We start from the raw sequence: 18,263 nt of genomic DNA, 5'->3' as shown, positions 1-18,263 counted from the left end.
TCTGCTACGCTTATTTGGCGATGACGATTCGTTCACTGAATGTTTTGTTTCCTACTGAAAGCTGTAAAATGTATACACCTGATGGCTGTTGGGTAATGTCGACTGGTTCTTCAAGTTGCCAAGCAGCGTTCAGACGTTTATTCCATACTGGTTGGCCTAGCAGATTGTATATGGTCAGGTTACAGTCAGAGGATTGTTTTAAATCCAAATGAAGGACGAATTTTCCCGAGCTTGGATTTGGCGCAACAACTATGTCAGGCACAGCATCCTTTTCACCCTTACTTTGCTCATAAATTTCTTGCTGAGGACTTGCCATACGGGCAGATGATGAACAGGTGATAGAATCTGGCGATCCAGACAGCATTACACTTGTGCCTTTGATACGGACACTTAAAGAATGTGGCTGACCGTCTTTTAAAACACTTGGTGTCGGAATTGCGAATCCATAATTTCCAGTGCCTTTGCCCGCATCTTTCAAATCCGACCGGTACAGGCTGGCCACAGCCGACCCAATCACAGTTCCGCTATCAAGCAGCTCAACGGTCATTGTTTTGGCCGGATAGTTCTGGTCCCAGACCCAACCTTTTATTTCTGTACAGCTTGCCGACTCAAAAGAACCGCTATACAATGCTGGCGCAGCGCAGGTAGTGGCTCGCGGCGTATTAATCAGCTGGTAAGAGGAGCCTTTAACGCGCAGTGCAATCACATGGCGAAGACCGTCCTGCAATGCAACTGGCATTTGCATAATAAATCCATAGTTACCGCTGCCTTTACCCGCATCTTTTAAATCCTGACGGAAAGTGCTCGCTTCCACAGTGGCTAAAACCACATTGTTTTCAACCAGTTCAACGGTCAAAGCATTTGCATTCGGATTGTTTTTATCCCAAACATAACCCCTTAGCTGGGTGCAATTTGCTGCTTCCAGAATACCGTCGTAACGAGGAGCAATCGTGCAGTTTAGGGATCTTGGCGAGCCCGATAGTATCACGCTAGTGCCTTTAATGCGCACACTTAAAGAATGCGCCTGACCATCGCTCAATACCGCGGGTGCAGGAATTACAAAACCATAATTTCCAGTGCCTTTTCCTGAGTCTTTCAGATCTGAGCGGTAGGCGCTAGCCACAGCAGAGGCAATTACAGAGCCGTTGTCAAGTAGTTCCACCGTCGCAGCATTTGCCGGATAGTTCTGATCCCAGACCCAACCTTTTATTTCTGTACAAGTTGCCGATTCAAAAGAACCGCTATACAATGCTGGCGCAACGCAGGTAGTGGCTCGCGGCGTATTAATAAGCTGGTAAGACGAGCCTTTCACGCGCAGTGCAATCACATGGCGAAGACCATCTTGCAACGCAGCTGGTAATGGAAGAGTGAATCCATAATTTCCGCTGCCTTTACCCGCATCTTTCAAATCCTGACGGAAAGCGCCTGCTTCCACAGTAGCCAATACAACATTGTTTTCAACCAGTTCAATAGTCAAAGCATTAGCATTCGGATTATTTTTATCCCAAACATAACCCCTTAGCTGGGTGCAGTTTGCTGCTTCCAGAATACCATCGTAACGAGGAGCGATCGTGCAGTTTAGGGATTTTGGCGAGCCAGATAGAATCACACTGGTGCCTTTAATGCGCACACTCAATGAATGCGCCTGACCATCGCTCAGTATCGCTGGTGCCGGGATTACAAAACCATAATTTCCAGTGCCCTTGCCTGAGTCTTTCAGATCTGAGCGGTAGGCGCTAGCCACAGCAGAGGCAATTACAGTGCCGTTGTCAAGTAGTTCTACGGTCGCAGCATTTGCCGGATAGTTCTGATCCCAAACCCAGCCTTTTATTTCTGTACAACTCGCCGACTCAAAAGAGCCGCTATACAATGCTGGCGCAGCGCAGGTAGTAGCGCGAGGTGTATTGATAAGCTGGTAAGTAGAGCCTTTCACTCTGAGTGCAATCACATGGCGTAGACCGTCTTGCAATGCAGCCGGTAATGGAAGAGTGAATCCATAATTTCCGCTGCCTTTACCCGCATCTTTCAAATCCTGACGGAAAGTGCCTGCTTCCACAGTAGCCAAAACCACATTATTTTCAACGAGTTCAACGGTCAATGCATTAGCATTCGGATTATTTTTATCCCAAACATAACCCCTTAGCTGGGTGCAATTCGCTGCTTCCAGTATACCATCATAACGAGGAGCAATGGTGCAATTTATTGATTTTGGCGAGCCAGATAGAATTACGCTGGTGCCTTTAATGCGCACACTCAATGAATGCGCCTGACCATCGCTCAATATTGCTGGTGCAGGAATTACAAAACCATAATTTCCTGTACCCTTGCCTGAATCTTTCAGATCAGAGCGGTAGGCGCTAGCCACAGCAGAGGCAATTACAGTGCCGTTATCAAGTAATTCCACCGTGGCAGCATTTGCGGGATAGTTCTGGTCCCAGACCCAGCCTTTTATTTCTGTGCAAGTTGCCGATTCAAAAGAACCGCTATACAATGCTGGCGCAGCGCATGTAGTGGCGCGGGGCGTATTAATCAGCTGGTAAGTTGAGCCTTTAACACGCAGTGCAATCACATGGCGAAGACCATCTTGCAATGCAGCTGGTAATGGAAGAGAGAATCCATAATTTCCGCTGCCTTTGCCCGCATCTTTCAAATCCTGACGGAAAGTGCCCGCTTCTACGGTGGCCAAAACCACATTGTTTTCAACCAGTTCAACAGTCAATGCATTTGCATTCGGGTTATTTTTATCCCAAACATAACCTCTGAGCTGGGTGCAATTCGCTGCTTCCAGAATACCATCGTAACGAGGAGCAATCGTGCAGTTTATTGATTTAGGAGAGCCGGATAGAATCACGCTAGTCCCTTTAATGCGCACACTCAATGAATGCGCCTGACCATCGCTCAATATCGCCGGCGCGGGAATCACAAATCCATAATTTCCAGTTCCCTTGCCTGAATCTTTCAGATCTGAGCGGTAGGCGCTAGCCACAGCGGATGCAATCACGGTGCCGTTATCAAGCAATTCCACCGTCGCAGCATTTGCGGGATAGTTCTGGTCCCAGACCCAGCCTTTTATTTCTGTGCAAGTTGCTGATTCAAAAGAACCGCTATACAATGCTGGCGCAGCGCAGGTAGTGGCGCGCGGCGTATTAATCAGCTGGTAAGTAGAGCCTTTTACTCTAAGGGCAATGACATGGCGAAGACCGTCTTGCAGCGCAGCTGGTAATGGAAGAGTGAATCCATAATTTCCGCTGCCTTTACCCGCATCTTTCAAATCCTGACGGAAAGTGCCAGCTTCCACAGTGGCCAAAACCACATTGTTTTCAACCAGTTCAACAGTTAAAGCATTAGCATTCGGATTATTTTTATCCCAAACATAACCTCTCAGCTGGGTGCAATTTGCCGCTTCGAGAATACCGTCGTAACGAGGAGCAATGGTGCAGTTTATGGATTTTGGCGAGCCAGATAGAATTATACTAGTGCCTTTAATGCGCACACTCAATGAATGCGCCTGACCGTCGCTCAATATCGCAGGCGCCGGAATTGCAAAACCATAATTTCCAGTTCCCTTGCCTGAATCTTTCAGATCAGAGCGGTAGGCGCTGGCCACAGCGGATGCAATCACGGTGCCGTTATCAAGCAATTCCACTGTCGCAGCATTTGCAGGATAGTTCTGATCCCAAACCCAGCCTTTTATTTCTGTACAACTTGCCGACTCAAAAGAACCGCTATACAACACGGGTGCAGCGCACGTACTGGCTCGGGGTGTATTGATAAGCTGGTAAGTAGAGCCTTTCACCCGGAGTACGATCGTATGGCGAAGACCGTCTTGCAGCGCGGCTGGCAATGGCATAGTAAATCCATAATTACCGCTGCCTTTGTCGGCATTTTTTAAATCCTGACGGAAAGCGTCTGCTTCGACAGTGGCCAAAACAACATTGTTTTCGACCAATTCAACAGTTAATGCTGCCGCGTTTGGGTTATTTTTATCCCAAACATAACCCCTTAGCTGGCTGCAACTTGCCGCTTCCAGAATACCATCGTAACGAGGCGTGGAGCAAGTGAATGTTTTGGGCGAATCTTCTAGAAAGAAGTTGGTATCTTTTATACGCATGGATACTGTGTGCCCGATGCCGTCTTTCAAAGCCGCTGGTACTGGCAGCACAAATCCATAGTATCCTGTTCCAAGTCCCGCAGCACGCAGATCTTCGCGGTAATTCTTGGCAACCGTTGTTGCTATGACCTTGTTGTTCTCAATCAGCTCCACAGTCAGGCCTTCTGCATTTGGATTATTAGGAATCCAGGCCCAGCCTTTGATGTTTACACAATCAATCAGCTCCAATTTCCCCGCGTAAGAACAACTGAGTTCCTTCTGGGCATTAGCCAGTACAAACGAAGAATTCCGAACCCGGACCGAAATCTGATGCGACCTGCCATCCCTTAATGATGCAGGCACTGTCATCACAAAACCATATGACCCTGTTCCAAAGCCTTGATTTTTTAAATCTTCCCTATATACATTCGCTGCCGCACTAGCCACAACAACATTAGCGTCCAGCAATTCAACGATTACATTCGAAGCCGGATAATTCTTGTCCCATGCCCAGCCCTTTATCTGATCACAGTCGAAAGCCTCCATGCGGCCCTCAAAGCTGTTGGGCAAAGATGACGAGCGAAGTGACGCCAGCGTATATATGTTATATTGATTTGGAACAATGCTTGCAGTAGTTGTGATCGAGCCGGAATCAAGCGAGCTGGCAGATCCTAAAATCCCCAATTCATCTATCGAGGAATTAACAACCTCCCATTTGCCGGTCAACTGATTCCAGCCGGCGATGGAAAGGCGCGACAAAGAACTTTCAGTTAACTCCCTGATGCCGCTGGCTTTGTCCCAGGTAAATGTCAACTGTGTTCCGGCTTCTCCATTGATATCCCAAAACTCAGTAGCGCTGACCTTGCTAAGGGCGCTGTCTTTTGAAGATAAATTAAAAGGCGCACCACTTGGTAATGAGGCGTTTTCAGCACTTTCTTTGAAATAGGCCCCGAATGTTTTGTCGGCATGTGCGACAAAGGGACGATACACTCCTGCATATCCAACAGGAAAAACGAATTGCCTGTCGCCATACATCTTCGCGTAGCCGCTAATTGGCTTGGTAGCACCGATTCCAGTTGAAGCCGATACGCCACTAAAACTGACAATGCCAGCCGGAGCGGACCTCGAGGTGGTAATGCCTAATGTTTGTTGAGAAAAACTAACGCTGGATAGCGTCAAAAAGCAGAAAAATAATGTGATGGCAACAGGCCAGTGTAAAAATTTTAATCTGGAAAAATCGGAGATGTTATCCATATAGTGTTTAAAAACAATTTGTGTTGCCGTGTATATTTATTCTACCTTTTGAGAAAGCAATTCTACAAAAATTTAAGATACTAGATCAAATAAATTTTTGTGCCAGCCACAGAAACCGTAAATATTCGATGTATAGGCAGAAAGTTTTTTCGTAACACAAATGTAGTACTACTTAAATAGTAATCAAAGTATTTCTACAAACTCACTGTGCAGCGATAGACGGAAATTTCCGTTGGAAGGCCATTGGAAGTTTAGTACAGACAAGTTGTCCAAGAAGAAAGGGCTGTAAAAAGCCTGCATTGAAGGATTTTTGGCTTAGTTGAGAGAAGACATTTAGAAGTCTAAGTAGTCTCCGTGATAGGAGGCTTAACTGAATTGACTAGAATTGATTTTTACAGAAGCAAAATTATAAGCGATGGACAGCGCCTAAGGGAAAGTGTGGAGGCTTGTACAAACAAAAGCGGAGCCGCCCCAAAGAGCAGCTCCGCTTTCTATTCTTTAATCGAAAAGCCCTACCTGGCGTTCACCGAAGTATAGTAAAGCTGTAATTTGACGCCAGGCTCGCTGTTTCGTTGATTGCCAATGACAAGACGCGTGGCGCTTTTGGTAAATTCTGAATCGTAGGTTGGCTGCGCGGCAGATGTACGGGTATTAAAGGTTGAAGTCCTGAACACTATACCGGTTGTATTATCGCCGGTTGTACCTAAAACTGTCGTAATGTAACCGCCTACGTCAAAAACATAGTATGAAGTGTTGTTTAGCAGATCAACCTGGTATTTGCCAAAAACCTGGGTTCCATTCAAAGTTCTTAAAGGCTCGGGAAAACCCGTGCTGCCCTGAAAGTACTCATTGTTTTTGTCAACCAGATAAGCAAACAATGTATCGGGGGCCTTGTAAAAGTTTGTCACTGACGACGTTAGCGGAGAGACTTGCAAAAATGCCTTGTTGACAACCGTATAGGGATTTAGTTTCAAATCTTTAATAGTAGGGAAGTCAACGCGCGTCATCACACCCAGACCTGCCTGCACGAAAGACATATTACCGGATTGTTCCGATGGCAGCGAGATCCTCTTTGTATTAGGAAGCTTGGCCAGCTGCGTTCCCTTCCTGTCGCCCAGGATCTGATTGTAGCCAATCCCGGATTTGATCACGGTAGAATCCTTTTTTATACCATCATCACTTGTCAAATGGTAATGCAGTTGAATGGAAGTCTGATCATCAAACAGGCGGAAGCCGACAACCGGCCCGTTGTCAGATGCCCCTGGCAGCAATACCAAACCTTTGATCAAGTCAATCCATTCCGTGTTGCTAGGAAGCTGGTTGCTTTTGCTCATGGTAAATATCTGCTTTCCTAAAACATCGGAAAGCTTGATTTTAAGTCTTCCGCTGGATCGTGGCGTAGGAACCACTTTAATTTTTCCCAGTGCAGCCGGTTCATAAGGCGTCGCATCGGTATTGTAATACGCATTTTTGTCCAGCATGTTGGCCAGCAGCTTATGCACGGCAATGTTCATGGCAACTGTGGTGTCGCCATGCGTATAATTATCGTATCTCAGGGAAAGTGTAAGCGAATCGTAAACAGCTAGTTCAGGGATGACAAGAGCGGTTTCAATAGTGGGTTGAAAAAAAGCAGTAGCTTGGAATGTTCCAAAATACGGATCAATATTTCTGCCTACCAAAAGTCTTCCCGGTCCTCCGGTAAATACCGAATCGGTTCCAACCGAAGAAAGCGAGACCGAAGTTGTATCTGAAAACAACACTGCAAAGTCATCAACATTGGGCTGGACGATCGCCTCGATTTCGTCTCCCCAAGGTTCACACCCAGACATGGAGGCTGTTACAGCTAATATGATCAGTAATCTGAAAACCCGTGAAGATCTTTTAAGAAAATGCGAATTGAATTTCATTTAGTGCAAGAACAGTAAAAAGTGCAAAATTATCATATGTAATCTTAATTACAACATCATCAGGACAAATGCGCCAAATTTAAAAGTGCATGGGCCAGCTGCAACAAAAACCCAAAGCAGCACGTAAGGGTTAAAAATGACAGAGATTAATGCCTGTGATTACGATCACTGAAGCCGCTGACTATGGTTACGCGCCGCATTGGCAAACAGTGGCAAACCTGGCTAACAAACGTAAAAACGGGCAACACTATTTTAACCCAAAAACCAAACGAAGCTTTATGACAACATTACGGATGCTACAAACGTTGAAAGCAGCAGAGAAGGCTAAACTTTTAGACAAAAAGTAACATATAATTTTACTTAGCAGTATCAAGATGTTATGTTTGCAAAAAATTTCAAATTGCGCCTGCTGTTTTTGAAGCACTAATCCTTCTGATAGGCATGATTTCAGGGCCGCTTTATTCACCAATTTCTTTTGTATCAATTAGTCAAACCATATTTTTTACATGTTTAATACCTTAAAAAAGACTTCATTAGCCCTTCTGGTTGCTTCAACCGCATTTGTTCAGTTTAGTTGCAATAAAGATGACGCCGAAGCAGATAAATTAGGAAACTGGTACAGAACAGGTATTCCCAATTTTGGTGGATCAGCAAGAACGCGTGCAGTAAGTTTTGTTATTGGAAATAAAGGATATATCGGTACAGGGCTTACAAACGAAACTGCGCCAAGAGTAAAGGATTTCTGGTCATACGATGCAACTACGAAGATCTGGTCACAGGTTGCCCCTTTTGAAGGATCAGGAAGAAATGATGCTACCGCATTTGTAATGAATGGAAAGGCATATGTTGGAACAGGTTTCGATGGCGTTACAACCGTTGACGGCGGATACAAGAAAGATTTCTACCAATATGATCCTGCAACCAACAAATGGACTAAAAAGGCTGATTTCCTTGGCGGAACACGTCAGTATGCTACATCTTTTGTAACGGATAACAGAGCTTACGTAGGCCTTGGATATAACGGAAGCGGTTTCTACCAGGATTTTTACGAATACAACGACAAAACAGACAAGTGGAGTGAAGTTGCCACTTTTACAGGTGGAAAACGCAGAGGCGCGCTTTCATTCACAGTAGGCGGAAAAGCATATGTAGGTTTCGGCCTGAACAATGCAGGCACGGAAGTAAAAGATCTTTATAGCTTCGACCCGGCTGGAAACAGCGGATCCGGCGCCTGGTCAAGACTTGATGCTAATACCGACGATGCATTTACAGGAAGATCATTCGCAACTGCTTTGGTGATCAATGAAAAAGCTTATGTAGTGGGTGGAGCAGGCAAATCAGATACTTGGGAATACACGCCTGGCACCAACACATGGACGCAGGTTACTGGCTTTGAAGCATCAGGCGGAAGAGGATATGCAGCAGGATTTTCAATTGGCAATTTGGGTTATTTCGGAACTGGAAGCAGCACCGGCTCAAATGGTTTAGATGATTTCTGGGCATTCGATCCAACTGCAACTGTGAACGCGGACGATAACTGATCCTCGTGAGCTTTAAGAAGAAAATCATTGTTATAATAGGCATACTGGCCTTTGCTGCTGCTACTTATATCTTTCTTACAAAAAAAGATATAGGTGCAGATGGCAAAGGCTTTCGCCATTTTAAGGTTGTAACAGTAAAAGGTGAATCAGGCTGGGGTTACCGCGTTCTGGACAATGGAACGCCCATTATCGAGCAGCTTAGCATTCCTGGAATTGCCGGAACGGGCGGTTTTAAGGATGAGCAGTCGGCGCTTGAAACGGGCAAGCTTGTTGAGCACAAGTTGCAGAACGGCATTTTCCCGCCATCCGTTTCTACAAGCGAGCTGGATAGTCTTGGGATTCAGTATTAATATCAGTCCTTCTTTACTGCCGAGCGATCTTGGAACTGGTAATGTCCCATCACAGGATAATGGTCTGAGTAGCCTACCTGATTAAATGTCGTAAAATCCTGGATTTGAAGCCTGTCACTGCTGTAAAACTGGTGATCTATGCGGATAAAATAAGGCAGGTGGTTGAATGTAAAGCCAAAGCCCTCCCCTTTTTCCTCAAACCCGTTTCTAAGCAAGCCCCGCATTTTGCTATACACATAGCCATAGGGAATCTCATTGAAATCGCCGCAGACAATGACCGGGTAAGGTGATGCATTGATCCAAGATTCCAGTGCGCCCATTTCCGACGACCTTCTGATAAAACCATTGCGCATGCGCTGAAAAGTAATCTTGCCCTCCTTCTTGACACCTTCCACCTGCTTTTGGCGGACCAAAGTGCTCAGTTTCAATGTCATTGAATAAAGGTGTACAGCAATAACACGAACCGTATCCCCCTTTATTTTGATATCGGCTTGAAGAAGGCCATTCTGAGCTTCAAAAATCGTATCCTTTTTGGCAATAATCGGATATTTGGACAGAATCGCAAGTCCGGACGAATGCGTTGGGCTATCAGAGTTGTTTCTGCTATAAAAGGCGCTATGGCTGTATCCGCTGCTATCCAGAGTCTGGTTAATATTAAACAGCCTTCCCCGGTCGCTGAAATATTCTGACATACAAAGAATGTCGGCGTCCGAAGAAGCCATCCAGGCCTTCATTTCACGAATGCCTTGCCTTACGCCGGGATTTTTTAAATCTTCGTTTCGCTGAAAGCTGTGCACATTATAATTCATCACAGAAAATGACTTTTCCAGCGCCACAGGATCCGCCTGATGGCCGAAGCCGTAGGTCCTGTTCAGAAAAATTCCGGCTAACCCGAACATAATCAGGGGAAGCAAAGCCCGTTTTCTTTCAACAATATACCAGATTGGAATACTGACCAGATGAATGATCACGACAACGGGAAAGGACATCATCATAAAGCCGGCCACCCACCCTTTCAGTGGCACCCAGAGTATCATGATGTAAATCAGGATGGTATAAGTCGCAAAACACTTGTAGAGGAACCAGAGGAAATTTTTAAACCCTTTCATTAAGGCAAATATCGCATATTTTGACAAAAATAGAGGATCGATATGAATTTCGAAGACATCTGCTTTAACTTGTACAAATGATAAAATATTTTTACCTTTGCAAATAATTCTATTTTGATCGATTGATTGAGGGGGTCTTAAATCCCCTTTTTTATTTGCAGTAAGCCGTACATGACAATAAAAGAGCAGTTGGAAGCTTTGCTGGAACCCCTTCTTGAGGATGGCAACTGTTTCCTTGTAGATATCATCATTAAGCCTTCCAAGGTAAGTCAAAAAGTTTCAATTCTTATCGATAGTGATGAAGGGATAACCATTCAGCAATGTACGTCCATCAGTAGAAGATTGGCCAAGCAGCTGGAAGAACTGGAAGTTTTTGCAGATGCCTACACACTTGAAGTTTCATCGCCTGGATTAGACCAACCTTTACTTTTGTTAAGGCAATATCAAAAAAACCTGGGCAGAAGTTTAAAGGTAACATTGAAAACGGGAGAGGTAATTTCAGGAACGCTGATCGAGGCAAGTGAAGAAATTGTAAAATTACAGTTACCTGCACCTAAAAAGAAGACGAAAACACCCATCGACCCAGCAGAGTTGATCCGGGATATTCCGTTTGACGATATTTCAAAGGCTTTAATAGAAATTTCTTTTAAATAAAGTTGCAAGCCAGATCCATTTTTCTGATTTGTAATCAATTATATAATATGTATAACTTAGTATCAGCAAATATCTATAACATAAGCAATGGATAGCGGAATATTAATTGAATCATTCGCCGAGTTCGCAAGCTCTAAAAACATCGATCGTCCCACGATGATCAGTGTTTTGGAAGAAGTGTTTCGCACAATGATTCGTAAGAAATACGGCACTGATGATAATTTTGATGTAATCATTAACCCAGAAAGCGGTGACCTTGAAATGTGGCGGACGCGTGAAATCGTTGACGACAATTCTGAGGACATCTGGGATTATAACAAAATACCACTCGCAGAAGCCCGCAAGATCCAGGGTGACTTTGAAGTAGGTGAAGAAGTTGCAGAAGAGGTTAAGCTGGTTGAATTTGGCCGCAGGCTGGTTCAAACGGCAAGACAGACGCTGATCCAAAAGATCAAGGACATGGAAAAAGAAATCATGTTCGAGAAATATAAGGATCAGGTGGGTGAAATGATCACGGGTGAAGTCTATCAGACATTAAGACACGAAGTGATCATTGTCGATTCGGAAGGCAACGAACTTTCACTGCCGCGCACCGAGCAGATTTCAAAAGACCGCTTCCGCAAGGGAGAATCCGTAAAATCTGTGATCCATAAGGTGGAGATGAACAATGGTTCCCCAAAGATCACATTGTCAAGAACTTCACCTGTTTTCCTTGAAAGACTCTTCGAAGTGGAGATTCCTGAGATTTATGATGGAATTATTTCAGTAAGACGTGTTGTTCGTGAACCAGGGGAACGCGCAAAAGTTGCGGTAGAATCCTACGATGATAGAATCGATCCGGTAGGCGCTTGCGTAGGTATGAAAGGATCCAGGATCCATTCGATCGTTCGTGAGCTTGGTAATGAGAATATAGATGTTATCAATTACACCGACAACCTTGAACTTTTGATCAGCAGGGCGCTAAGTCCGGCCAAAGTAAGTTCAATGCAGATTGACCGCGATGCCAAGCGTGTTTCTGTTTTCCTTAAACCCGATCAGGTTTCACTTGCGATCGGTAAAGGTGGCCAGAATATTAAGCTGGCCGGCAAGCTGGTTGGAATGGAGATTGATGTTTTCAGAGATATTGAAGAGCAAAACGACGAAGACGTCGATCTGACAGAATTCTCTGATGAAATTGACGAATGGATAATCAGTGAACTGCACAAAATTGGTCTGGATACAGCCAAAAGCGTGCTGGCACTTAATAAAGAAGAGCTTGTCAGAAGAACCGATCTTGAAGAAGCAACGGTTGAAGAAGTTCTTGACATTCTTCGAAAAGAGTTTGAATAATTTACAATAACCGGCAGTTTTAATCCAGGGGTTAGATCTGCCAATGCAAAACTTTTTCTACTAATTGCTAATATGGCAGAAGATAAAATGATGCGCCTAAGCCAAGTGGCACGGATCCTGAACGTAGGAATTACTACGATCGTGGATCACCTGTCTGCCAAAGGGTATAAGGTGGAGAGTAACCCGAATACAAAGATTAATTCTGATCAGATTGAATTTCTTGCGAAAGATTTCAAATCTGATGATCTGAGATCATCCCTTTCCTTTAAACCAGCTCAGACTGAAACTCCGGTAGAAACCAGGGAAGAAAAAGTAAAAAGTGATGTTGATGGAATTCTTTACTTCCGTAACAGTCCTTCTAAACCAGAAGAGAAACCTGTTGTTGAAGAAGCTGAATCAAATGGTCAATCTGCTTTTGAGAACCGCCTGCCTGGAATTAAGGTAGTTGGTAAAATAGATTTAGACGCAAAAAGACCTGCGCCGGCACAGCCAGTTGAGGAGCCTAAGAAAGAAGCTCCCAAGGAAGTTGTTGCTGAAAAAGCAGAAGCACCCGCTCCCGTCGCTGAGCCAAAACCAGAGCCTAAGCCAGAACCTGTTGCTGAGGTAAAGCCAGAAGCTGAGCATGTACAACAAAAAGCGCCTGAAAAACCACAGGAGCCGGTTATCGAGCAGCCAAAAGCTGAGCAGCCACAGGAAACCAAGGCGGTTGAAGAGCAAAAGCCAGCAGTTGCGTCCACTCCCGACGAAAAACCACAAACAGAAGCGCCAGCAGCCGCTCCGGTTGCCGAAGCGTCAGCTCCTGCTGAACCAGCACAAGCTCAGGCCGAGACGCCTGCCGCTGCAAGTGAAGAAGCAGGTGAAAATAATCTGATCGAGGCCAAAGGAGAGCAGCTTCGTGGTCTTCGTGTGATTGGAAAAATCGAGCTTCCTTCTGATAAGATTAAGAAAAAAGATCCTGTTGCATCCAGCAGTGATACAGCAGCAGATAAAAAACGACGCAGAAAACGCAAGAGAATCCGTGATGGCGTTGTGGTTGCCGGTGAAAACCGTCCTGCAACAACAGCAGCTGATCCTAATGCACCTGCAAGACCCAAGGAAGCCAATGTTCCGCCAGCAGGAAGCCGCACAGGCAACCGTCCGGCAGCTCCGGGAGCACCAGCTGCACCAGGCACAACGCCGGCAGCAGGTAATGCAGCAGCCAGAAGCGGCCCGGGTAACCGCAGCGGAGCAGCAGGCAATAACCGCCGTGGTGTTAAAAGAGAAGAAGTTTCAGATAAAGAAGTTTCAGATAACATTAAAGCTACAATGGCCCGCATGGGTGGTGGAAACACCAGAAATGTTGGTCGTGGCGGAAAAGGAACGCGTCGCAGAGACCGTGGAGATCAGAACGATCCAAACGGGCTGGATTCAGACGAAACAAAAGTATTGCGCGTAACGGAATTCGTTTCTGCAAACGACTTGGCCTCCCTAATGGACGTAACGGTTCAGGAAGTAATCTCGGTTTGTATGAGCATGGGCATGTTCGTATCAATCAACCAGCGTCTGGATGCGGAAGCGATCACTTTCATCGCCGATGAATTTGGCTTTGAAGTAGCATTCATCTCTGCCGAAGAAGAAGTGCAGAATGATGTGCAGGAAGAAGTCGATGATGAGGAAAGCCTGAAAGAAAGAGCGCCGATCGTTACGATCATGGGTCACGTTGACCACGGTAAAACTTCCCTTCTGGATTATATCCGTCAGGAAAACGTTGCCAGCGGTGAAGCGGGGGGAATTACCCAGCACATTGGTGCATATAGTGTTAAAACCAAAACCGGAAAACAGGTTACATTCCTGGATACACCGGGTCACGAAGCATTTACAGCGATGCGTGCCCGTGGTGCCAATGTTACCGACGTTGTTATCATTGTGATCGCAGCTGACGACAGCGTCATGCCGCAAACACGTGAGGCAATTAACCACGCCCAGGTTGCCGGTGCTCCTATTGTATTTGCATTCAGTAAAGTAGATAAGGCCGGTGCCAACACGGAAAAAATTCGTGAAGAGCTGGCCAATATGAACCTTCTCGTTGAAGAATGGGGTGGTAAATACCAAACTCAGGAAATATCTTCCAAATCAGGTATGGGTATCGACGAGCTGCTTGAAAAAGTATTGCTTGAAGCTGAACTCCTTGAATTGAAAGCCAATCCGGACCGCCGTGCAGTAGGTGCCGTTGTAGAAGCATCCCTTGATAAGGGCCGCGGATATGTGACGACCATTCTTGTACAGACCGGAACTTTGAAGGTGGGTGATGTGGTCCTTGCAGGATCGCATTACGGAAAGGTGAAAGCCATGACCGACTATCTGGGTAGAAAGCTGAAATCAGCCGGACCATCCATGCCGGTGCAGTTGCTTGGTCTGAACGGAGCCCCGCAGGCAGGTGATCGTTTCAATGTATTTGAAAACGAACGTGATGCCCGCGATATCGCAACCAAACGTGAGCAGATCCAGCGCGAGCAGTCCATCCGGACGCGTAAACACATTACGCTTGAAGAGATCGGACGTCGTAAGGCCATCGGAAGCTTCCGTGAGTTGAACCTGATTGTTAAAGGTGATGTGGATGGATCGGTTGAAGCCCTTTCCGATTCGTTATTGCAGCTTTCAACATCTGAGGTGCAGGTGAACATTATCCACAAAGCAGTGGGTCAGATCTCCGAATCCGATGTGAACCTTGCCATTGCATCCGATGCGATCGTGATTGGCTTCCAGGTTCGTCCTTCTTCCAATGCCAAGAAAATGGCAGAGCAGGATCAAATCGAAATCCGCCACTACTCAGTTATTTATCAGGCGATCGATGAGATCAAAGATGCGATGACGGGTATGCTTGCTCCTTCTATTGAAGAGATCATCACCGGAAATATCGAAATCCGCGAAGTCTTCAAGATCAGCCGTATCGGAACCATTGCAGGTTGCTATGTTACCGATGGCTATGTGAAGCGTAGCAATAAGATACGCGTTGTACGTGAAGGAATCGTACTGCTGACCGGCGAAATCGACTCGCTGAAACGTTACAAAGACGACGTTCAGGAAGTTAGAAACGGTTACGAGTGCGGTTTGAGCATTAAGAACTTTAACGACATTGAAGTGGGCGACATCATCGAAAGCTTCGAGCTTCGTGAAGTGAAAAGAACACTTTAACAGTCAAGGCATATAGCAAAAAAGCCCTGCACCGATCCGGTGCAGGGCTTTTGTCGTTTGACCCTTCAATGTCACTTCATATATTCCTTGTCAAGAAACAAATAGCGGTCGCGGTCGCTTTCTGTTTTCTGCTCGCTTTTAACATCAATGTTCATGAACTTCACTGGCGCACTGCCTGTGTTCGCGTCCCACTGCGGTAGTCCTTTGCCATTGGGATTTCCTGTTTTAATGAAGTTTGCAAAGTAATCCACCATGGTTGCAGATACTTTGTAATCATCGGGCGTCCAGTCATAAACTTTGTTGCTGGCCAGGTTCCCTAATGCATACTCAATTTCAGAAGCGTGGGCCGCTCCTACTGCTACCGGTGTTGCGGGCGCCGCTTTGGCCGCATCATCTTTAATTACACCACCGGCGAAGCCTGCTTTTGCATTTCCCATCGCAGCCGACATCGCCGGGCGAATACGCGAGAAAACATAACGGTAAACTGGTTTTCCACCCGTTTTGATTTGCAGATCAGCCCATTTCCAAGTGCTGTAAACGATAAAACGATCACTGGAAAGCTCCGTCGCTGCCTTAACAACCTCTGCATCCGAAGCAGCCGGATATAGTTTCAAAACCTGCTCCGCTTTATCATTGTATAAGCCGCCAACTGCTTTCTTGTAATTGTCAAGCGTGGGCGCATCGGCCTTCAAAACTACCTGATAAGGCACTTCGGCAGAATTCCAGCCAACTAAAATGGGCACTTTCGCCTGCTGGCCAGCCTCGAAGATTTCAGGCAATGTTTTCGGTAAAAAGTAACCGTCAATGGTTGGTGTAGTCGCCGTGCGCGTTTGGCCGGGTGTATAAGCTGCTTCGAGAAGATCAGCAGCCGAAAGCGCTCTGAGCTGTTGAAGCGAGCTGCCCGTTTTTACGCCAGTTGCAAATGCTTCACCGATCTTTTCAGCTTCGGCCAAAGGCATTGAGGCCAGTGTCGGGTTGATGCCTGCCCCGCTCTCTCCAATTGCGCCTGCAATCAGGTCTTTTGATAATGGCGAGGCCATCTGTACAGATACTGAGATTGACCCTGCCGATTCCCCTGCAATGGTCACGTGCTTAGGATCGCCGCCGAACTTATCTATGTTCTTCTGAACCCAAAGCAGCGCTGCATGCTGATCCAGGTAGCCATAATTTCCAGAAGATTTATTGGGCGATTCCTTAGTAAGTTCAGGATGTGAGAAAAAGCCAAAAATGCCCAGTCGGTAGTTCAATGTCACTACAACAATGCCCTTCTTGGCTAATGTCTCCCCGTCATATCTTGGCTCAGAACCATCACCGGCAGCAAGCCCACCGCCGTAGAAATAGACCAGGACAGGCAATTTTTCCTTCATGGTTTTGGACGGAGTCCAGACATTCAAATAAAGACAATCCTCGCTCATATCTTTCGAACGGAAGCCCATATCGCCGAAAATGGGTTTTTGCATAGGCTTGTTTCCAAACTGGTCGGCTTTGCGCACGCCCTGCCAGTTCTGGGCTGGCTGCGGTTCCTTCCAGCGCAGCTCACCCACAGGCGGCGCGGCAAAAGGGACACCCTTGAAAATCAAAAGCCCGGATCCGGCCGGCCTTGTTCCTTCCAGAACTCCGTTCTCAACGGTTACCTGATTAGTTTTCTGAGCAAAAACATTCATTGAAGTGTTTATGCAAAGCAAAATGGCCAGCGATAGCTGTCTTGGCATGAAATAAAAGTTTAACATGTTGTAACATTTAAAGTATAAATCGTACATTAAATTTATATTGTATCAATATGTTACAATGATAATTTAAAATCTTCCTGTTAACAAATCTTTTTGTTACTTGCCTCAATAATGCCAGTATAGCCATGGATCAGGAATTTAAAAAACAGGAAACAAACCCTACGGGAACGGGATATTTACCCGGAATTGCCATTGACGCAGTCATTTTTGGCTTTCACAAAAACGAGTTGAAAGTGCTGTTATTAACCTACAAGAACACGGGCTTTTTCGCCCTGCCAGGTGGTTTTGTGCATGAAGATGAGGATATGAATCAGGCAGCAAGGCGGATCTTGCTTCACAGAACCGGACTGAAAGATATTTTCCTGGAACAATTTTACACTTTCGGGGATAAAAGTCGGCATGATACAGAGCCGCTTAAAAAAATTATGGCCGCCCGTGGTTTTTTTCCGGGGGATAACCACTGGCTGCTGAGCCGCTTTGTTTCCGTGGGCTATTATGCGCTTGTAGATTTCACAAAGGCGCTTCCCACGCCGGATAGCATTTCGGATAGCTGCGAATGGTTTAACCTGACGGATCTTCCCAGGCTAATGCAGGACCACGAGCATATCCTGGCCAAAGCGCTGCAAACCATTCAGCAGGATCTGGATCACAAACTAATTGGCTTCAACCTCCTGCCCCAACAGTTTACCATGGGTGAGCTGCAAGGACTTTATGAGACAATTTTGAATAAAAAATTAATAAGGGCCGCTTTCCAGCGAAAAATGCTGGGCTTGGGTATTTTGGAAAGAATTGCGAAGAAATGGACAGGAGGCGCTCATAAGGCTCCTTACTTGTATAGGTTTATTCCTGTAACTTAGGTTATTGCCTGATGAGCGCCCCTGTTTGGGTATAAAAAAAACTCGGTTACATAGTGCCTGCTGTATCAGTGGACATAGTATCTGTCCCCATTTCTGTCTGGCTGTCCATGCCTGTTGAATCCATATTTCCATTAGTGCCGTCCCCTTCTTTATTGCTGTTACAGGCTGCAAGGCTTAAAAATGCACTTAGGCTTAAAAATGAAACTACTCTTACGATCGCTTTCATAAATTTCGGTTTAAGGTGAAAATTTCTTAGACCAAAAAACCG

The 18,263-nt window shown here is 45.7% G+C and carries 12 protein-coding genes; 7 read left to right on the top strand and 5 right to left on the bottom strand.

Annotated elements, in window-relative coordinates; genetic code table 11:
• Positions 1-10: 10 nt before the first annotated feature.
• A complete protein-coding gene (locus L0659_RS04105; protein WP_235124373.1) occupies positions 11-5,344 on the bottom strand; it encodes a T9SS type A sorting domain-containing protein in 5,334 nt (1,777 codons plus the stop codon).
• Positions 5,345-5,856: 512 nt separating this feature from the next.
• The gene (locus tag L0659_RS04100) at positions 5,857-7,251 is read right to left on the bottom strand and encodes a DUF4270 family protein (protein WP_235124372.1); all 1,395 of its coding nucleotides are present in this window, start codon (positions 7,249-7,251) and stop codon (positions 5,857-5,859) included.
• Positions 7,252-7,400: 149 nt separating this feature from the next.
• Here L0659_RS04100 and L0659_RS04095 point away from each other — a divergent pair, with 149 nt between their 5' ends.
• The 3 genes from L0659_RS04095 (at position 7,401) to L0659_RS04085 (ending at position 9,142) form a co-directional block, all read left to right on the top strand.
• Positions 7,401-7,598 carry a hypothetical protein gene (locus L0659_RS04095; RefSeq protein ID WP_235124371.1) on the top strand — a complete coding sequence of 66 codons (198 nt, stop codon included), beginning with the start codon at positions 7,401-7,403 and terminating at the stop codon, positions 7,596-7,598.
• 159 nt (positions 7,599-7,757) lie between these two features.
• The gene (locus L0659_RS04090) at positions 7,758-8,792 is read left to right on the top strand and encodes a galactose oxidase (RefSeq protein WP_235124369.1); all 1,035 of its coding nucleotides are present in this window, start codon (positions 7,758-7,760) and stop codon (positions 8,790-8,792) included.
• Between the two features lie 5 nt (positions 8,793-8,797).
• Positions 8,798-9,142, top strand: coding sequence for a DUF4907 domain-containing protein (locus tag L0659_RS04085; RefSeq protein WP_235124367.1), 345 nt, complete (start codon positions 8,798-8,800; stop codon positions 9,140-9,142).
• Positions 9,143-9,144: 2 nt separating this feature from the next.
• On the opposite strand, the gene L0659_RS04080 is transcribed toward L0659_RS04085, so the two are convergent.
• A complete protein-coding gene (locus L0659_RS04080; protein WP_235124365.1) occupies positions 9,145-10,179 on the bottom strand; it encodes an endonuclease/exonuclease/phosphatase family protein in 1,035 nt (344 codons plus the stop codon).
• Between the two features lie 243 nt (positions 10,180-10,422).
• On the opposite strand from L0659_RS04080, the gene rimP reads away from it, so the two are divergent.
• From rimP to infB, 3 genes are all read left to right on the top strand, one after another.
• A complete protein-coding gene (gene rimP, locus L0659_RS04075) occupies positions 10,423-10,905 on the top strand; it encodes a ribosome maturation factor RimP (RefSeq protein ID WP_235124364.1) in 483 nt (160 codons plus the stop codon).
• An 87-nt stretch (positions 10,906-10,992) separates the two neighbouring features.
• The gene (nusA, locus tag L0659_RS04070; RefSeq protein ID WP_026631556.1) at positions 10,993-12,234 is read left to right on the top strand and encodes a transcription termination factor NusA; all 1,242 of its coding nucleotides are present in this window, start codon (positions 10,993-10,995) and stop codon (positions 12,232-12,234) included.
• Between the two features lie 72 nt (positions 12,235-12,306).
• On the top strand, positions 12,307-15,408 hold the full coding sequence (infB, locus tag L0659_RS04065; RefSeq protein ID WP_235124363.1) for a translation initiation factor IF-2: 3,102 nt from the start codon (positions 12,307-12,309) through the stop codon (positions 15,406-15,408).
• Positions 15,409-15,479: 71 nt separating this feature from the next.
• Here infB and L0659_RS04060 read toward each other — a convergent pair whose 3' ends face one another.
• Complete coding sequence (locus tag L0659_RS04060; protein ID WP_235124362.1) at positions 15,480-17,120, bottom strand: carboxylesterase/lipase family protein; 1,641 nt, start codon at positions 17,118-17,120, stop codon at positions 15,480-15,482.
• 143 nt (positions 17,121-17,263) lie between these two features.
• Here L0659_RS04060 and L0659_RS04055 point away from each other — a divergent pair, with 143 nt between their 5' ends.
• Positions 17,264-17,995: an NrtR DNA-binding winged helix domain-containing protein gene (locus tag L0659_RS04055; protein WP_235124361.1), complete on the top strand. Its 732-nt coding sequence runs from the start codon at positions 17,264-17,266 to the stop codon at positions 17,993-17,995.
• A 46-nt stretch (positions 17,996-18,041) separates the two neighbouring features.
• On the opposite strand, the gene L0659_RS04050 is transcribed toward L0659_RS04055, so the two are convergent.
• Positions 18,042-18,221: a hypothetical protein gene (locus tag L0659_RS04050; RefSeq protein WP_235124360.1), complete on the bottom strand. Its 180-nt coding sequence runs from the start codon at positions 18,219-18,221 to the stop codon at positions 18,042-18,044.
• Positions 18,222-18,263 lie beyond the last annotated feature (42 nt).

Origin of the sequence: Dyadobacter sp. CY347, assembly GCF_021502655.1 — a bacterium.
Classification (GTDB): Bacteria; Bacteroidota; Bacteroidia; order Cytophagales; family Spirosomataceae; genus Dyadobacter.
This window is presented reverse-complemented; position numbering and strand designations above follow the sequence as displayed.